The organism is Candidatus Xianfuyuplasma coldseepsis (assembly GCF_014023125.1).
GTDB lineage: Bacteria > Bacillota_I > Bacilli_A > Izemoplasmatales > Izemoplasmataceae > Xianfuyuplasma > Xianfuyuplasma coldseepsis.
On the sequence record NZ_CP048914.1, the window covers coordinates 432306 to 451393 of the forward strand.

The 19088-nt window shown below is 39.5% G+C and carries 17 protein-coding genes, 1 pseudogene and 1 riboswitch; of the genes and pseudogenes, 2 read left to right on the top strand and 16 right to left on the bottom strand.

Annotation, left to right across the window (positions count from 1 at the left end):
- Nucleotides 1-10: 10 nt before the first annotated feature.
- The 13 genes and pseudogenes from G4Z02_RS09660 to G4Z02_RS02000 all read right to left on the bottom strand — a co-directional run bounded on the left by G4Z02_RS09660 (nt 11) and on the right by G4Z02_RS02000 (nt 14074).
- A pseudogene (locus G4Z02_RS09660) lies at nt 11-751 on the bottom strand (YwaF family protein).
- Between the two features lie 85 nt (nt 752-836).
- Nucleotides 837-1538 carry a DNA alkylation repair protein gene (locus G4Z02_RS01945; protein WP_258878175.1) on the bottom strand — a complete coding sequence of 234 codons (702 nt, stop codon included), beginning with the start codon at nt 1536-1538 and terminating at the stop codon, nt 837-839.
- Nucleotides 1539-1601: 63 nt separating this feature from the next.
- Nucleotides 1602-3146, bottom strand: a complete 1545-nt coding sequence (gene cls / locus G4Z02_RS01950; RefSeq protein ID WP_258878177.1) for a cardiolipin synthase — start codon at nt 3144-3146, stop codon at nt 1602-1604.
- Nucleotides 3147-3193: 47 nt separating this feature from the next.
- On the bottom strand, nt 3194-5848 hold the full coding sequence (locus G4Z02_RS01955; protein ID WP_258878178.1) for a coiled-coil domain-containing protein: 2655 nt from the start codon (nt 5846-5848) through the stop codon (nt 3194-3196).
- 116 nt (nt 5849-5964) lie between these two features.
- A complete protein-coding gene (locus G4Z02_RS01960; protein WP_258878179.1) occupies nt 5965-7407 on the bottom strand; it encodes an EAL domain-containing protein in 1443 nt (480 codons plus the stop codon).
- Between the two features lie 3 nt (nt 7408-7410).
- Nucleotides 7411-8436 (bottom strand): rod shape-determining protein, encoded by a 1026-nt coding sequence (mreB, locus tag G4Z02_RS01965; RefSeq protein ID WP_258878180.1) that lies wholly within the window; start codon nt 8434-8436, stop codon nt 7411-7413.
- Between the two features lie 12 nt (nt 8437-8448).
- Complete coding sequence (gene mreB, locus G4Z02_RS01970; protein ID WP_258878181.1) at nt 8449-9462, bottom strand: rod shape-determining protein; 1014 nt, start codon at nt 9460-9462, stop codon at nt 8449-8451.
- A gap of 11 nt (nt 9463-9473) precedes the next feature.
- On the bottom strand, nt 9474-10505 hold the full coding sequence (mreB, locus tag G4Z02_RS01975; RefSeq protein ID WP_258878182.1) for a rod shape-determining protein: 1032 nt from the start codon (nt 10503-10505) through the stop codon (nt 9474-9476).
- 129 nt (nt 10506-10634) lie between these two features.
- Nucleotides 10635-10717: riboswitch (cyclic di-GMP riboswitch) on the bottom strand.
- Between the two features lie 70 nt (nt 10718-10787).
- Entirely contained in the window at nt 10788-11711 is a 924-nt protein-coding gene (locus G4Z02_RS01980) for an alpha/beta fold hydrolase (protein ID WP_258878183.1), read from the bottom strand.
- Nucleotides 11708-12322, bottom strand: a complete 615-nt coding sequence (locus tag G4Z02_RS01985; RefSeq protein ID WP_258878184.1) for a pyroglutamyl-peptidase I — start codon at nt 12320-12322, stop codon at nt 11708-11710. The genes G4Z02_RS01980 and G4Z02_RS01985 overlap by 4 nt, the downstream gene beginning before the upstream one ends.
- Nucleotides 12323-12378: 56 nt before the next feature.
- A complete protein-coding gene (locus G4Z02_RS01990; RefSeq protein ID WP_258878185.1) occupies nt 12379-12786 on the bottom strand; it encodes a hypothetical protein in 408 nt (135 codons plus the stop codon).
- A 39-nt stretch (nt 12787-12825) separates the two neighbouring features.
- Complete coding sequence (locus G4Z02_RS01995; RefSeq protein WP_258878186.1) at nt 12826-13176, bottom strand: hypothetical protein; 351 nt, start codon at nt 13174-13176, stop codon at nt 12826-12828.
- 64 nt (nt 13177-13240) lie between these two features.
- Nucleotides 13241-14074 (bottom strand): PHP domain-containing protein, encoded by an 834-nt coding sequence (locus tag G4Z02_RS02000; RefSeq protein ID WP_258878187.1) that lies wholly within the window; start codon nt 14072-14074, stop codon nt 13241-13243.
- 118 nt (nt 14075-14192) lie between these two features.
- Here G4Z02_RS02000 and G4Z02_RS02005 point away from each other — a divergent pair, with 118 nt between their 5' ends.
- Together G4Z02_RS02005 and G4Z02_RS02010 are read left to right on the top strand one after the other, a co-directional pair.
- Entirely contained in the window at nt 14193-15593 is a 1401-nt protein-coding gene (locus G4Z02_RS02005) for an amidase family protein (protein ID WP_258878188.1), read from the top strand.
- A gap of 234 nt (nt 15594-15827) precedes the next feature.
- Nucleotides 15828-16982: a transposase gene (locus G4Z02_RS02010; protein ID WP_258878189.1), complete on the top strand. Its 1155-nt coding sequence runs from the start codon at nt 15828-15830 to the stop codon at nt 16980-16982.
- Nucleotides 16983-17039: 57 nt separating this feature from the next.
- Here G4Z02_RS02010 and G4Z02_RS02015 read toward each other — a convergent pair whose 3' ends face one another.
- From G4Z02_RS02015 to G4Z02_RS02025, 3 genes are read right to left on the bottom strand one after another with little or no spacing between them, the layout of a single operon-like run.
- Nucleotides 17040-17639 (bottom strand): DUF445 domain-containing protein, encoded by a 600-nt coding sequence (locus G4Z02_RS02015; RefSeq protein WP_258878190.1) that lies wholly within the window; start codon nt 17637-17639, stop codon nt 17040-17042.
- A 29-nt stretch (nt 17640-17668) separates the two neighbouring features.
- Complete coding sequence (locus tag G4Z02_RS02020) at nt 17669-18805, bottom strand: GGDEF domain-containing protein (RefSeq protein ID WP_258878191.1); 1137 nt, start codon at nt 18803-18805, stop codon at nt 17669-17671.
- A 17-nt stretch (nt 18806-18822) separates the two neighbouring features.
- Complete coding sequence (locus G4Z02_RS02025) at nt 18823-19080, bottom strand: hypothetical protein (RefSeq protein WP_258878192.1); 258 nt, start codon at nt 19078-19080, stop codon at nt 18823-18825.
- Nucleotides 19081-19088 lie beyond the last annotated feature (8 nt).

Genomic DNA, 19088 nt, shown 5'->3' on the forward strand with positions numbered 1-19088 from the left:
AAAACGAGCATTACACCAATGCTCGTTTATGTCGACGATAATCTCTAACAAAGAAAGGAAGATAAAATAGGTGGAAAAAGACGGGAATTCCAAAGAAGAAGATGTTCACTAAATACCAGGGCCATACGCCAAATAAATCAAATGCGGTGCCTTCTCCTGGCTTGGCCATGAGGTACATATAGTTTCCACCAGTAATGATATTAATTACTAATAAGACGAGTGCAATTACCAATAACGATGCAAAGTTATGGAGTAACATACGATAACGAATATTCTTCTGCCAGTTATAGACAAATAGTAATACTGTGAAGTTAATAACAATCAACCCGTGGGATATGAAAAATTGGAAATAGCGATAGTGAGGAAACCCCAAACGGTCTTCAATTCCCGGTGTAATCAACGCCATCGTTGCCCCAATCAACATCACAAAGAAGATGTTTTGAAATAGTTTCTCGTTTTTTGTGATTAATAAATACGATGTCATTAAAATACCCAGACCACATAATTAAAGTGGTAAACTGGTCGCAATCACCCATTCACCCATCACAATCCGATAAATGTTAAGCGAGACCTCTTGTCCTAACGTAAGGATGACGAGGGTGTAACGGATCACATTCAAATAGCGTGATTCCCGGAGGCGATCTTTGTTGTATACAATGAGACCGACAATTGTAAAAATAATCGCTACAGCAATAAAATGACTGACTCCAAACGTAACAAAGGTTTCTTTCAATGCAGGATCAAACATCATCCATCTCCTTATGTTTTGATATTCAAAGTATATATGAAAAATTATACGGTATACTATCAAATATTTCAATAAAAAAAACGTAAACTCATCGTTTACGCTTTGTACCAACGCGATTCATCGATTCAATTTTCTCTAAGTATTCTGGGGCAAATGGGACTTTACAGGCGGTCTTACCCATCTGAACAGAGACGGTTCCTATGGCATTCGCCGTATCCATCGCTACTTCAAATAGCGATTTAATATAGGCACCGACAGAAATGACAAATTGATTCATTTGGTATCGAACACGGTTTTCTTCTTGATGGATATTCTCTTTAATATAGTGAAGTTCATTCGTAATTTCATCAATGTTCAGCTTCTCATCGGGAGTACTACTTACATATAGTCCATATAGTGCGTACGCCGATTGACGAAAACGGGGTTCTTCATGGTGCAACCATTTATTGAGAATCTCAGTGGTTCTAACTGCTGATTGGCCGATGATTGTCGGGATGGCATTTTCAATTAATAAATAGTAATTACTATATAGAATACGATCCTCTAAATCCTCAGTGGTCAATTCATTAATATCAACGATCCATTGCGACAAATATATCGCATCCATATTGTCGCTGAAGAATAGTTCTTTTCCTAATTTTGTATCTTTTTTGATCGGTTTGAGTATCTTTTTTAAATTGGCCATACTCACACCAAACACTGGAATGTCACATCCATGATTGGTATATATTTTTCGATTTTGTGCGGTTCCAAATTGCTGTAATTGTTGTAGGACTTGTTCATATGTCATTGTGATCACCTACCTTTATTATACAAAAAATGAGGCGAATCCAGTTTGGATATGCCTCATTTGTTAAACAAGTGGTGCGAAAAGTGATATTAAGCCCTCGTATAAGCGAACAACGATGTTTCGCTTCGACCACTTATCACGATCAATCAGATTCGCTTTTGAGCGGTCTAACTCGTAATCCGCAACCAAATCGTCGACGCCTTGCTTGAAGAGCAATGCGGTGGCTTCAAAGTTGATTCGAGCGCTGCGATTATCTAAATTATAGGTTCCACATGAAGCGATATTGTCATCGATGATGAATACTTTGGCATGGGTGAACGTATCGGGATAGGTATAGATTTTGATACCTTCAGCAAGGAGTTCCTCAAAGAAGCTTCTCGTAATTTCATAAATGTACTTTTTATCGGGTTTTCCCGGGACTATAATCGATACTTCAACGCCACCTCGTGCGGCTATTATGAGCGAGGTAACCAGTTCGTGGTCAAGTGCCATATAGGGGGTCATGATTTTGATTGATTGTTTCGCGTTATTAATCATTTTCACATAGACGTTACGGATTGGGGGATATTTAAAATCAGGTCCACTGGGAATAATTTGAATCATTCCTCCTTCATGGATAAGGGGGGCATCATAGTACCGTTTGTCTTGAATGAACTCTTCTGTTGCATAGTACCAATCTCTGGCAAATAGTGCGGTAAGGGAGTTTAGTACATGACCTTCTAAAAGTAATTGCGTATCGCGAAATGGAGGATACTTGCGTGATTTATTCCAGTATTCATCAGCTAAGTTCATTCCCCCAATGAATCCTTTTGTACCATCGATAATTGTGATTTTGCGATGGTTACGGTAATTCACCCTGGTATCAAAGAATCCAAACTGGATTGGATCGATCTTGGCGATGGTGACACCACTAGCGGCCAATGATTGAATGTATTTCTTGTGCAGAAATACACTACCAACGGCATCGTATAACAATTTTACTTCGACGCCTTCGTTTGCTTTTTTAGCAAGAATATCAAGGATTCGTTTACCGGTTGTATCGGTACGGATGATAAAAAACTGCATGAAGATAAAGGATTCCGCCTCTTGCAACGCTTGTATTAAGGTGGGATAGAATCGATCACCATTCTTTAGAACGGTTGCTTTAGAATCATTTAAATAGGCATGATGTTTGGTCATATTAAAAGCGGTCTTGTAGATATCGGTAACTTCTGAATCAATATCTTGATACTCATAGAGTTCAAAATCGGTTGTGGGTTCGTGGACAAGATACCGACCGTCCATGGCAAGTGGATGATCGTGGTATCGATTACTTTCACGGTAATCCCGTCCAAAGGTAAGAAACAAGAATAGTCCAGTGAAAGGTTCGACAGCAAGTAGAATCAACCACGGTAGTTTCGAGATGGAGTATTCACTCTTGATTACAATTCGAATCCAAATTAATAAGGCTAAGAAGGTTGTGGAATAGCGAAAGGTCACATTAAAAAATTCGGTGACAATGAATTCCTCGTTAAAAATACGGATGGCAAATTCAAATCCGATACGTGATAAGATAGCGATTACCAAGATAATGGTAACCCACAGATTACGTTTAAAACTGAAATTCATAGGACACCTCCTTGGAGAAAAACAGGACTCCGAAGAGTCCTATTCAATTACTGTGTCATAGTTTCAAGTAAGGTTTGGTGTTCTGCTTCGATTTTTGTGTAGGCTTCTTTGAGACGAACATCGGAGTCTTTCTTGACTCGTTTTTGTTCTGATTCCAACAAGGATGAGGATGCTTGTTTGCGTTTTTTCACATCCGCGGTTACTTGATTGTAATCAGCCACTTGAGTTTGCAAAGTTGTATTGATTTGATTAAGTTCTTGATTGAGAGCTTGGTCGAGGTCATTTTTCTTACTGGTAAGTGTGTTGTTCCCAGCAGCAATGGCTTCATTCGCAACGGCCTTGATGGCTGCAACCGCTTCTTCAACTGCTTGTTTCACGGCTTCGACACGGGCTTCTTCAGTTTGCACTTTCGATTTAACTTCAGCAAGGAACGCTTGTTCTTCTTGTTGTAGTTGTTGTTTGTCTTCCTCGAGTTGTTGCAATAACAACTCACGTGAACGTTCCATGACGGTCGCGGCTTGTTGTTTACGTTTGTCTTCAATCGCTAGTTGCTGATCAAGATAAGATTTGTGCATCGAGGATTGTTGTTCCCGTCGTGAAGCGAGTTGTAATCCGAATTGATTAAAGGCGGATGTAATATGGTCGAGATTGGTTTTTGCAAGAGCTAACTCAGCTGCACTGTGTTCTTTTAATACCGTTAGGTGATCCGTGATATCCTTCGTTGCAGCTTGATGCAACTCGCGAATATCTTTCACGGCTTTGTCCTTGCGATCTAAGACATCAGCCAACCCATCTTGATAGGGTCCAACAAGCGTTTCGAGTTCACGTTCACGATGTGCTTTTTCATCGGTGAACGCTTGTTTCTTACGTTGGTAGGTGGATTCCAATTGTTTTCTTTCTTTGCGGTCTTGAAGGGTTGTCAACGAATCAATTTGAGCTTGGAGTTCCAACAACTCTTTTTCATTTTGCTCGACAAACGCATTAAATGCATCTTGTTTATCACCGGCAATATCTTGAATTTGTTCTTCGTAGAACGATGCTTCTAAAGTAAATTCAGCATCCACTTTTTCTTCGAGAAGTTTATAGGTTTTATCGAGTTCTATTTGCGATGATTCATAGACCTCCATTTTGAGGGCTAAGCGATTGTTTACTTCTGCTGTTTCATACGCAAGAATATCTTCCACTCGTTTCGTATATAACGGTGATAATTGTTCTTGATAAGCGACAAACTCTTCTTGTAGAGCGTTGTTGCGTTTATCTTGAACATGGTGATGTTCTGCTTGTTTATCGGCTTCTAGAACGGCTTTCTTATTCGTATATTCAATGTCTAAAAGGTCTGCTTCATTTGCGAGTGTACGAATCGTTTCATCGCGTCTTTTTTCAGAAAGTTTGACGGCTTTATGTTGTTCCAATTCCAAGAACAGTTTGGCCTTAACTTGTTCTTCAGCCGTTAACTTAACCTCTTCGATAGCGGTATCTCGCGCTTGAACATATTCGGCGTTGAGAAGATCTTGTTGTAATTCTTCTTTGGCAATAGCCAAATCTTTTTCATAGAGTACTTGTTCTTGTTTTTCACGGATTTGAGCAAAGCTACTGTTAAACTTGTTCAGTTCGTCAGCACGGTCTTGTTCAAAGTCCAATTTGACTTGTTCCAAGTCGTTATTATGAGCAAACTGAAGTTGATCAATATCGAGTTGTTTGTCTTCTTTATATTTCGCAAATTCCTTTTGCAGATCTTCTAAGTCTTGAACAAATTCTTTCATGAACTTGGTACGATAGTCGATCGATTCTTTTTTCTTTTTGTCGTAATTTTTCTCTAATACAATTAAGTCTTTATCGGCTTCTTTTCGGAATTTAGCAATGTCTTTCTTATGTTGTTTTGCCGAACGGTTGTCATTTTCAGCAATGGCGCGTTGTAAATGTTTTTCCCGAACTTGAATCCGTTTATCTACAGCATCTTTGATGCTTTGATGTTTGCGATCAAATTCACTTTTGTCATACTCCATCTTTTCATCAATTTCAGCAAGTTCTTCTTCATAGACGGTTTTCTTGGTGACGACTTTTTTGGTGTGTGCATCTTGTTCTTTCTTAATTTGCTCATGAATGGATTCTACTTTTTTGTTAAACGATTCTTGAAGTTTTGCTAGTTTAGTTTTCTCTTTTTCAAGTAGGGTTTCTACCTTTGCTTCATATTTCGCTTTTAAATCATTAATTTTTTGGTCGAAAGACGCTTGGTCTTTCCCACTTTTTTCATTAATGGCTTCAATATTCTTTACAGATGCATCAAGATTTTTTTGCAATTCTTTCTCGAGTGATTTCAACGCTTTTTGATGGTCTTTTTCGGACGCTAAAACTTGTTTTTCATGATCGGTGATTGCGGCTTCTAATTCACGTTGATGTTTCTCGATTTCTTGAACACACAAATCAATGGCTTGTTGTTTTTGACTGTCTAGTTTTTGGAGCGCTTCTTTTAATTCTTTCTCGAGCACACTAAGATCCGATTTGAATGATGCCTCGATTATTTTATCTTCTTGATCTAATTCCTTGATTGTTTTTTTATACGCTGTTTCTAAGGCTTTGGTATCTTTCTTAAATGCTTCAAGTAGTTTCTTGGCATTATCATAAACGTTTAATTCCTCTTTTGTGACGGAACTAAACTGTTTTTCAACGATTTTTTGCAGTTCTTCTTTTGTTCTTGGCATGAATATTCCTCCTTATTAACCCTTATTATTATTGTACCATACTGAAACATAAATGACAGTATTAAATCATAAAAATTCTATGTAAAAAGAAAGGAACTTACGTCCCTTTCCATACTTTACTCAAGGATACTACGATGATATTTATTCAAGAATCCACGGATTCTCATATCGTTTAGAGGTGGGGTGATGTAGTACCCTTGAATATAATTTACTTGTAATTCTTTGGCAAGTTCCAATTGAATCTTATTCTCAACTCCTTTCGCCATGATTTTGTATCCGAGAACTTGCGATAGTTTTATGATTAATTTGTAAAATTTGATTCGGTCGATATCGTCTTCAGTGGTTGGGAGGAGATGACGATCGAGTTTTAATGTGTCAATCGGCATCCGACTTAACAACTCTAGGATTTGATTGTTTGCCTGAAATGCATCCATTGCAACACTGAACCCAGCGTCTTTCAACTTGACGATAACATCGAGGGTATCGAGATTTGACATCTCGTGCTCCGAGATATCGATTTCGATGTTACTTGGGTTAATACCATAGGTTTGAGCAAGTTTAATTAGTGAGGATGCATGGAGGTAGTTCAGTGTTTGCATACCGACGTTTATTGTCATCTTGAAGTCGTCGTCAATCAGATCATCTTGTAACCATTTTTGGTAACTTTGAAAGGATTTTGTGATAATCGTTTGATCGAGTTGTTCAAACAAGTTTTTTTCCATAGCTACTTGTTTAAATTTGGCGGCTTCAATAATGCGATACTCATTCTTTTCCCAACGGAGTAGACTTTCACAGCCGATGACTTTCATTGTACCGGGGTGAATAATCGGTAGAAAATACGGTACAATTTCATCGTATTCCAATCCCTTTTCGAGCTCTTGATTGAACTCATCCATATCGGTTTTGATCAACCGCGTTTCTTCGGTTGCAACAAGGTAGTTCACTGTTGTTTGTTTAGCTTGTAGCATCGTGAAATACGCGAGCTGAATCATGTCGGTAATCGTGTTGTAATCACCGCGGATTCCCATCGATCCCGTTCCTGCTTTGAGTTTGATATGATAGAAGACATCGGGACGTTCGCCAGTAAATTTATGACTGGAGAGTTTACGATAGACATAAGCAAGCATCCGTTGTTGTTCTTCATTCCGTAATCGTTGGTTAATGACGGTTGTATGTTGAAATTCATGCACAATGACAAACTGGTGGGTGTTGTATAAGTAGACACGTTGGGCAAATAGTTTTTGCAGGATGTGGTGTACGTCATGGACCAATCGATCATGTAAGGTCATGTCATAGAACTGACTAAAGGTAGAGAGATTGGTGATTTCTAGGAACATGACGTAGTAATTGTGCATGTCTTTATTCATGTATTTCCGTTTGATTTTGTTTTTGACAATGACGAGTTTGATATCTTCGTTGACACGGATTTGAATGATGACAAGAACGATACCGAGGATGCTGAGGATCATCATCATGAGGTTATCTGTGAGGATGGAGTTGATGACGATCCAGAACAATACCACGAGAAGGCCAAGATAGACCTTACGGTTTTTAATCATGGATTAATCAACGGGTTTCACGTAGTAATTTCCTCGATTTTGCAGTAGTACTTTCGTTCCTTCCACAATCGCAGTAAGTGGGTTTTTGGCGATGTGAACATCCAGTCCGATTTCGTTGAATAGAAATTCATCTACACCATCGATAAGGGCACAGCCACCGTTGACAAGCATTCCACTTTTAATAATATCTGCGGATAACTCTGGTGGGGTGTTTTGCAACACTTTAAGAACAGCATTGGCAATGGCACGGAACGGTTCGACAAAGATGTCTCGAACTTCTGTTTGCGTTACCGTAATGCGTCGTGGTAAACCGGTGACAATGTCGCGTCCGTTGGCATAGGTTTCTTTCTCTTCAACTATTTCTTGCCGCAACGTTCCGATTTCTTCTTTGATACGTTGCGCGGTTTTCTTACCGATTAGTATTCCTTTTTCATACTGTAAGTAATTAATGATTTCTTGATCTAAGTAATTCCCGGCGATGCGAATCGATTCACTCACAACAATGTCTCCTAGACTGAGGACACCGATGTCGGTGGACCCTCCGCCAATATCAATTACCATGGATCCGACACTATCGTATATATCAAGACCAGCGCCAATGCCTCCGGCTTTGACTTCTTCTTCGATAAAGACGTCCGGTACGCCAAGATTATGGGCGAGATCAATGAGGGCATCGCGTTCAATCTGGGTCACTTCACTTGGACAACAGATGAGCAATGTCGACGTTTGTAAATTCACATCGATCGTTTCCGCTTTATGAACAGCGATTTCAATCAATTTCTTCGCCGCATCCATATCGCTAATAACCCCTTGATTCAAAGGACTAACGATTTTAATACCATGATGGCCACGGCCGATCATACGGGCCGCGTTAAAGCCGGTTGCGATGACATCGTTGGATGCGTATTCCATCGCGATAACACTTGGTTCATTAAAGATGATTCCTTCACCATCAACATAGACGAGTAGGTTCGCGGTACCGAGATCGACGCCGATTTTGATGTATTTTTTATTGGTTTTATTAGCCACAATAATCACCTCTTATAGTTTCAATGGATTCACTAAATAATCACCGCGATTTTTTAGTAAATACTTGGAGCCTTCCGCTACACATGTAAGCGGATTATGGACAACTTTTACCGGTACTTTGATGCGATCACTGATGTATTCCTCGACACCTTTGATTAGACTTCCACCACCGGTTAGATAGATTCCATGTTCGAAAATATCAGCCGATAATTCCGGTGGAGTGTCCTTTAAGACTGCAGAAATGAGTTTGACGACTTCATCGTAGGTCGGTTCTAGTACTTGTTTGACATCGGTACTAGAAATATCAACCCATTTTGGAATACCACGGACAATGTCACGTCCGGCGTAGCGATTCACTTTTAATTTTGCGTCTTTGCGCAAATCAGCAAGTTCAATTTTGGCGTTTTCACTTGTCAACTCCCCAATTTCAACTTTGTCGTTTTGTTTGACGAGTTTGGCGAGCTCGGTGTCGATGTAATTTCCTGCCATGCGGATCGTCCGGGATAACACAATATCTCCAAAGGATAATACACCGACATCCGTTGTACCCCCGCCGATGTCAACCATCATGATCCCTTTTGATTGAAAGATATCGAGGTTGGCACCCAGAGCAGCTGCCTTGATTTCTTCATCGATTAAGACATCGGAAATACCCATGTTCATGGCCAGTTCACTGATGATGTCTCGTTCGATTTTGGTAACCTCACTTGGACAACACATCACACAAGAGGTGTTTGTCAAATCTTTTTCGGTCAGGTTTTCCACTTCCTGTAATACATATGTTAGTAATGCCTTGGCGGCTTTCATATCACTGATGACACCACTTTTTAGTGGCTTAATCACACTGATTTTATCATGTACTTTTCCCAGCATTTTGTGAGCGTCTTTACCAGCTGCAACAATCTGGCCACTCTCACGATCAAAGGCAATCACGCTAGGTTCATTAAAGATGATTCCTTTTTTCTCGAGGAACACCAGTAAATTTGCGGTACCGAGATCAATACCTAATCCATATTTTTCTGCCATAAAGGTCCCTCCTAAAACTCACCAAAGTAGTGGTTTTTATTGATTTTTAACAATTTCTTCGTTCCGTCTACCACATCGGTTAACGGGGTCGGAGAAATATGAACCTCTACATTGGTTGCCTGTTCGATATAGTCTTTGATGCCTTTGATTTTTGCGCCACCACCGGTGACGATGATGCCATTATCAACCAAGTCACCCGCAAGTTCTGGGGGCGTGGTTTCAAGCGTTGCAATTAGTGTTGCTTTTACGGCTTCGAATGCATCCAATAGAATCGTCCGAATTTCTGATGCTTCGAGTGTTACTTTCTTGGGTAACCCACTGACGAGATCACGTCCCATGACGTCGAATGTCAGTGGTTTACCTGATTCGTCTTTGGGCATGTCCCCCGTTAAACTAGCCAGCGCAATTTTAGCTTTTTCAGCCGTTTGGGGTCCAATTTCAAGTTTGTGTTTCTCTTTGACATAATCACTAATTTGTTTATCAAAGTAATCCCCAGCTACTTTGATACTTTTCGATAGGACGACGTCACCTAAACTTAGAACACCGAAATCGGTTGTTCCACCACCAAGGTCGACAACAAGATGTCCACTTGGGGTGTAGATGTCCACACCACTACCAATCGCTGCTGCTTTGATTTCCTCATCAATTTTGGTATCGTCTATACCAAGCTCTTCACCGAGCTGCAAAATCGCAGCTTTTTCGGTTTCGGTGATTTCGGATGGGATACAAATCAACAACTTGTTAATTTGTTGTGAACTGTTCACGAATAGTTGATCAAATGTAAAATTTAAGATCTCGCGAATCATGCTCACATCACTGATGACACCACCTTGCAGTGGTTTCACCACTTCAACTTTGTCGTGTACCTTACCAACCAGTTCGGCTGCATCAAATCCGACAGATACAACTTGTTTCGTTGCCTTGTCAACAGCAATGTAGGATGGTTCGTTGAAGATCGTTCCTCGTCCTTCGACATAAATTAGAAGGTTTGAGGTTCCGAGATCCACGCCAACGTTGAATGATCCTTTTGGTTTCTCACTCATAAAATCCTCCTCTTAAGTATGGTGGTATAAGCTAAATAAAAACGCCCTTCATTCGAAGGACGTTATACGCTTCACAATATACAGAAAAAGATTATTTGCTTAAATAAACCAAATAGTCTCCCTTATAAATATTGCGGTTCAGCCAGCATAGTATTTACCGTAGCTCTGGAACTTTGCGTCTACAAGTTTCCCTGTATTTGCCCTTTGAATATTTATCTTATACTACCAAAAGTCTATCAAGTCCTTTCCAAAAGAAAAAGGTCATATATGACCCTTTCGATTTTACACAATGGCTGCATCGCACCATACAAGGATTTCCTCGTATGTTATATTTTTGTTTATTTCGTTTAGAACTTCATGACGAGCGTTCTCAATGAGTTTGAGTGTTAGGTTTGTATATCCGTGTCCGTTATACAACTCATAGATTGTTTTGACACCTTCACCCATCTCACCAACAGGATCTTCGATACCACTGATAAAGAGAATCGGGATGTCTTTGGTGCGCATAATTAAACTGGACTTATTGACAGTTGCCAATGCGCCGATAAATTCTTTATAGAATTGTGCGCTATAGGCGTAACCACAAAGTGGATCTTCAATGTACTGATCGACAATTGATTCATCGTGGGTTAACCAATCAAATGGTGTTCGTGGATTTTCATAGGTCGCGATCAATGGTTTATTCACAACACCGGCAAGAAATGGACTGCGTTTTTTTCCTTTGAAGAGTCCAATAATATTGGCCAGGGTCTTGGGTACAAATGCTTTCATCGGTGTCATCACAGGAACGGTTCCCATAATGATGGCCGCTTGTGGTACCAAGGGATTTTTCGCAATGAACTCACGGGCAATTACGCTTCCCATGGAGTGTCCCATAATAATCAACTTCTTACCCGGAAAATCTTTCAGGATTTTTCGCGATACACTGTAGCAGTCATCCAATACATCGTACCACGTATCGGTGGATTCAAAAATACCATAGCCATCTTCTTCGGTTACACTTTCACCATGTTTGCGATGATCATGGGCATACAGTGCGTATCCATGATCTGCCATAAACTGCATAAAGGGAATATAGCGATTTTTATGTTCGCCCATTCCGTGGAAAATTTGGATGATTGCTTTCGGGTCTTTTTTCGGCAGTACACATATGCCTTTTAACGTAAGATTATTTTTACCTTTTACTTCAAATTGTTCTAGTGTCATAATCCCATTTCCTTTCGTATCGTGACTTTAATACATAACATAATTCCATTATATATGGTTTCTAAGGGGAGACTGAATGCCTCCTTTGGTTTGTTTTGTTCATCCATGAAAGGTACATGAATAAACCCGGCTTTTGCTAATTTACTTTTTTGTTTTAAATAATGCATTGTGTGATAGAACACATTGTTACAGACATAGAGTCCCGCTGTGTTTGATATCTTGCAGGGAATATCCTTTGCTTCTAACTCTGTGACAAATGAATCGATTGGCAAGGTGGAAAAATAAGCATTTTCTCCACTTTCTATAATGGATTGATTCTGTGGTTTACGTCCATCGTTATCGGGGTGTTTCGAATCGTTTCTATTGATCGCGATTCGTTCAGGGGCAATCGCCGTTCGTCCTCCCGCAAGTCCAAGCATGATGATAATCTCTGGATCAACCGTATCAATGGCATGTTTAAGTGGTTCAAAACAGGTATCAAAACGTACTGGTAACTCAAGCGGAATGACTCGATGACCATCGATTGATGATGGTAGCATCGATAGGATTTTCTTCGTCGGGTTTTGATCATTCGATAAGAACGACCCAAAACCCGTGATAACGATGTTCATTGTACCACCTGCCTTATGGTTTGATTATAACACTAATTCAAAAAAAAAGGAACAACTCAGCAGTTTGTTCCTTGTGATTTTAACCATGGTACAATCGATTGTTTTGTGGGAAGGATTGTGAGGTCATGAGCGTCGAGTGATGTTGTAATATCAACCACTTCCGATTCGTTGATGTATTTTAAGATTTTGTAGGGACTGTTTTTAAAGACCACGATGGGATTTTGTAATTTCAGAAACTCGTTCATCTTAATTGTTTTTACCGAACGGGTAACAAAACGAGCCCCTTGTATGGCACCGGATTTAATATTCCAGATATATTTGCTGTTGATCGTAACCAAATGCGAACGAGATGTTGGTAAGACCAACACATGGTATGTCAAATTATCCTTTGTGATCTGATAGGTGTAGGTGCCAAAGTACTTCCGTTTCACATGATATCCTAAGGCTTGTAATTGATCTTTCATTGTGTCCTCCTTATGAAAAACACCACATGGGATGTGGTGTTAGCAAAGTCCGTTTAGTTGACAGATGTCGATGATGTACTTCTTATGACTCACAAAAATAACAATGGCTTCTTTGAGTAATTGATATTCCCCTTTGTGAAGATAGTATCCATTGTGACTGAGGTTTTCGACAAATCCTTTTTTCAGTTCTTCGTAGGAAATGCCTTGAATGTGTTCCAATGTTGATTTGTGATCATCGGCAAAATAGTATTCCCACGAGAAGGTTTTTTCGTCATCGGTGTATTTGAGTTCCAAACAATCTTGTTCACCATCAAACCCTTCCATGATTCGATATTCGATTTGTCCTCGATCTTTGTAGCGCAGTGTTTCTACAACAGCACGATTTTTCATACGACACATCCTTTCATACGTCTTGTATCTATTATTATACTATATTTTTTGGTTTCTTGTATCATTACAGTCGACTTTTTTTTAGAAGATTTAGAAATGCATCCAAGTCGTCACCTTCGATATAGATATCCCCGATATCTCCGTGTTTGGAGTCATTCTTAATTCCATGAAAATCCGATCCACCAGTGATGATCATTCCCCGTGAGGTAGCAAGCTCGGTAAAGAACGCTTCTTCCCCATCTTTATTGCGATAGTATGTCGCCTCTAGGCCATCGTAATCATGGGTGAGAACCGCTTCTTTTATGTGTGGTTTTAGTAGTGTGGGATGAGCCAAAACAACGACACAGTTGAATTTCCGAAGCAATTGAATCCCATCGGAAAGTGGTAATTCAACACTGGGTTCGTAGGCTTTACAATGATCGCCAATCAGTTCATCAAACACCCGGTCGTGATTATAATCTGGGTACCGATCGATAATCGCTTTGGCAATATGGGGACGGGCAATAATACCCTGTGCGTTTTGATATACTTCATCGTATGTAATATAAATATTGTGATAGTCTTTTAGTTTCGCAATAATCCGTTTTGCTCGTTTTTCACGTTTGGTTTTGATGTCTTTGTAGTACGCCAACATCGTTGGGTGATGATAGGAATCATCACGAAAGTAACCAAGTACATGGACGCTTTTTCCTTGATAGAGGGTGGATAATTCTATTCCAGGGATAACTTCAATACCAATTTGATGTCCATATTCCACCATCGCATCAACATCACCAACGGTGTCATGATCGGTAATGGCAATATAATCCATTCCCGCTTGTTGTGCTCGTTTGATGACAGTTTTCGGATCCAATCGTCCATCCGAATAGGTTGTATGCATATGTAAATCCGCCTTCATCAAACCACCTCGTTTCCGACCCTATTATATCAAAACAAACGGAAAATCAACAAACATTTACAACAGGAATTACAGGTTCTAGTGATATAATAAAAGTAACACATAATGGAGGTGGCGTATGAACCTGTTACAAATGACGATTCCAGAACTACAAATCGCAATGAACGAAGGACGTTTAACCGCTCATGAGTTAACGTTGTTTTATTTGAAGCGAATTGCATCAATTGATCATGGAGATCCGAAATACAACAGTGTTTTCATGGTAAATCCCGATGCGTTGAATCAAGCGAAAGTGCTTGATTTAGAGCGCCAACAAGGAACCGAGCGATCGATGATGCATGGGATTCCGGTGTTACTCAAAGATAACATCAATACCGGGGATAAACAAACCACCACAGCTGGGGCGAGAATCTTGGCGAATCACTATGCGAAAGAGGATTCGTTTCTTGTCCAGAATCTACGTCAGCAAGGAGCCATCATTTTGGGTAAAACCAATCTGACGGAACTTGCTTGTTTTAAAACCTTTACCGGTGTCAATGGCTTTTCCAGTCTTGCTGGGTATGTTCTATGCCCCTGGAATATCGAGGAAGACCCCAGTGGAAGTTCCACGGGTAGTGCGGTAAGTATGGCTCTAAAATTAGCACCTGTGGCCATTGGAACGGAAACAGGTGGAAGCATTATGTCTCCTTCGAAAAAGAATGGTGTTGTCGGGTTAAAACCAACGATTGGATTGGTCTCACGTAGTGGGATTGTACCGATTTCCTCGACACTGGATACAGCTGGACCGATGGGACCTTCAGTCGCCAACGTTGCGGCACTACTAAGCAGTATGAAAACCAATGATCCGAGTGACCCAGTAACCTTAACGCATTCGCATAATAATATCGATTATACCGTTTTCTTAGATACCAAAGAAGTGAAACGAATCGGTATCGATAAGAAGCAATATGAAAAAGTATCTGAAGATGAGCAACACGTATTTGATGCAACCTGTAAAAAACTAGAAAATCTTGGGTATGAACTGGTGGAGATGGAGTTACCTGAGGTGAAACAAATCTATCCGATTATGAAGTATGAGTTTAAAACGATGATCAATAAATACTTCAGTGATGAGGGTCTCGACATTACATTAGAAGGTATGATTAAGTACAATCAAAACAATGAAAAAGACAATTTGAAATACGGTCAAGATGTCTTGCTAGAAGCACAATATCAAACCAGTGGAAAACTAGTGGAACAAGAGTACATCAATGCACTTCAAGAACGTATTGATGTAACCAAAGCAGTGCATGACATCTTCAAGAAACACAAGCTTGATATAGTGTACGTACTACCCTATACCAGCATTGGTCCCGAGTGTGGATTCCCAACCTTGTCGATTCCCCTAGGACTGGATTCGAAGGGGATGCCGATCGGTAGTTACTTCATGGCGAATCATTTTGAAGAAGGGCGCTTAATTGAAGTCGGACATCGTTTGGAACAAACGCTCAATTTACAACTAAATCCATTAAAAAAATAACTCATTAATTGAGTTATTTTTTTATCTAATGTGTTCCAGAAAACTTCTTCTTCAATCATATTGTGATAAGTGGGAAATGAATGGAACGACGATTTAGGTTTAACGTTTTTAGTTTTGTCAAGTGATTATGATAACCTAGGTTCACTTTTTCTTTTTTAACAAATCCCTATGTCAAGACTGTTTTTACCATTTATCGTACAGTATAATTAGGTATAAGGAGAAAGGTGGTGGAATATGTCTACTATTACAAGAGGATATGTGTATCGCATCAAACCTAGTAAGCAACAGAAAGATCTCATTGAGAAAACATTTGGGTGTACTCGACAAATGTGGAATGTATTACTATCAGAACGTGAGACAATCTATGAGATGTTTCGTGAGTATCCGGGATTACTACAATCACATTCTTACACAAATCCCGGAGCACTAAAGCATTTTTATGAATATATGTATGAAGTGGATTCCCAAGCACTCACTACAGCATGGTTGAATCAGAAGAACGCATTCACAAACTTCTTCAAGGGAACTCATGAGAAACCACGAATGAAATCGAGACATAATCCAGTACAGTCCTATACAACTCACACCATAAGCAACAATATCCGACTAGAAGGTAAGAAATTAAAGTTACCAAAACTGGGATGGGTTAAGATGAAACTACATCGTCCTTTACCAGAGACATCCATCATAAAAGCAGCAACCATAAAACGTGAAGCAGGGAAATATTATGTCTCCCTTCGCATCCAGTATGAACAAGAAACACCAACTATAAAACGAAACAGTATCATTGGTTTAGACTTTTCATTACGACATCTCTATGTCGGAAGTGATGGCACCTATGGCGAATACCCTATGTACTTCAAGAACTCTCTCGATAAATTAGCTAGAGCTCAACGAGTTCTATCACGCAGAAAGAAAGGTTCACATCGATGGGAAATCCAGAAACGACAAGTACAACGGATCCATCAACACATCAAGAATCAACGGAACGATTTTCTACACAAGGCATCACGATATCTCGTAAGCAAATATGATATGATATGTATTGAAGATTTAGATTTACAAGAAATAGCGAAAACCAAGCATTTCCGTAAGTCCATCTCCGATACATCGTATGGAACCTTTACAAGATATCTAGAGTATAAAACAAAAGATGAGGGAAAAACCCTCATCAAGATTAACAAGTATTATCCATCTAGCAAAACCTGTAGTGTATGTGATGATTATCATGATATACCACTCTCACAAAGAGAATATACATGCGATTGTGGAAACCAGATGGACAGAGACCTGAATGCCGCAATCAACATTGCGACACAAGGTCTATCTGAATATTTACATAAAGAGTATGGGACAGACTCGATCGCTCGGTCCATTTACGCGCACTAGTGTGCATTACCCGAGAAGCTCCCACTTCATATCATCGATTAAGTGGTGGGAGCAGGTTCACACGAATAGTGTAACAACGTATTGCAAAACTCCAATGATCATTCCGAGGAATAGTCCGAAGATTTCAACAAAGCGTAATTCCTTTTTCATTAATCCAAAGATGATACGTTCGAACTCGATAAAATCGAGTGAATCAATACGGTCTTTAACAATTTCGCGAATATTGAGATTGTTCATGCCTTCATCTTTTAATTTCTCGATCAGTTCATCGAAGATTTTGTCGCCTTCTTTGTCGAGTATTTTTTGGATTAATCCCTTGGGGTTATCCCCCATAAACATTTTAACCATTGGTGGAATCATCTCGGCAACGCGATCAATTAATAATTCTTTGATCGTTGTTTTTAACTGTTCGATTTTTTCGGGATTGAGGAGTTTATCCATAATCACTTCTTTGCTTAACAGTTCCTGTTCGATAGTATCAGCGAGTGAAATGGCCATTTGATCTTTTCGTTTTGGGAATACACCTTGTAAGGTGAACAGTCCCAAATTCACTGGATTGACGGGGCGGAATAACATTCTAATCGCGACTTTATTGGTAATGTATCCAATAAATCCTCCAATAATAATGAGTAATAGTAAGCGGATTAATTCATCCATTGTCATCACGTCCTTTGTTGGTTGGAGTATTAACGATCGTTTTGACGTCGTTTTAAGTTTTTATGTTTCGCTTTATCCAAATACATATTGTTGTCGGCTTCAATCATCAATGTTTCAATCGTACAACTTGTTGGTTGTTGACAGTAACTGACACCCATACTGAATTTGGCTTCTTTGATGTAGTTGTTTTTACTCGATTTCATGTGGTTTGATATGTTTTTACGTATCAGTTCGATTCGTCCTTTGTTGACGCCTGCAGTAACCACGATGAATTCGTCACCACCATATCGAGCGACAATGTCTTTGCGTTCAAAGACTTGTTTTAAGATTGTTGCCATTTCAATTAACGCCTTGTCCCCAGATGTATGACCGTAGGTATCGTTCAATTGTTTGAAGTCATCCATGTCCATCATGATGATGGTGAAGGGATGACGTCGTCGCATCAGACCTTTCATGTAATCTTCTGCCCGAACACGCGTATGGATTCCCGTTAGATAATCGAGGGACGATGAGGTCGTCTCAAATAACAAATAGGAGAATAAAATGGCCATGGCTGTCGATGGCCAGATTAAGGTTAGTCCCAAATACTGAATTTGAATAACACCGGCAACAAGCGGTAAAATCAAGAACATCATCACGCCGATGATAAAGTTGGATGTCAAGCGTTTTTGTTCGTTCAAGACCATCACTAAGACAAAGATATAGACGACATACGACAGGACAACTCCTGTCCAAATACCGGGGAGACGAGAATAGATATTGTCATCACTCACCACAAACAAGATTGGGGTGAAGAGATTGATGATACCTAATATCGATGTAATGACAACGGGGGCGAAATAGAACCATGCGTTTTTCTTGAGTCGTTGTTCGTTATTAAATAGGACATAGTCAATATAAAGCGCCCAGATTCCTACAATTAGGGTACTAAGCATGGTAAAAACCGTATTGAAAAAGACATTGGCACGATAGTTTGTAATACCAGGAAGACCATCGTAGATCCAACTGTGAATTTCTAGTACTAGCATCAAAATCGCGGTTAAGATCAAGATTCGAAACAGACGCCCACGCAGGGTGTGTAGTTCATGTTTCGAATAGATGACAATTAATAATGATGCTAATAAAATGATGGAAAAAATGTTTAAATCATAAAAGGTTACATCCATCGAATCACCTCAATTTCTTAGGTCAATAGTCGTTTGTTTCGATAGTACAGTAGTAAGTCAATAAAGACCATGCAAAAGTTAACAAAGTATAGAACAATCACAAAATCCATATGGAAAAAGTATTTGTGTAGCATCCCAAATAAATACCCACTTAAGATGATATATAGAAATAGTACGCTTTTTCCTTCAATGCTTTTACTGGTGATGCTTTTATAGATGGAAGTCGGCCAAGCAGCGCCAAAACAAACCAACATCAAAATTTCAAATGGACTCATAAAAACTC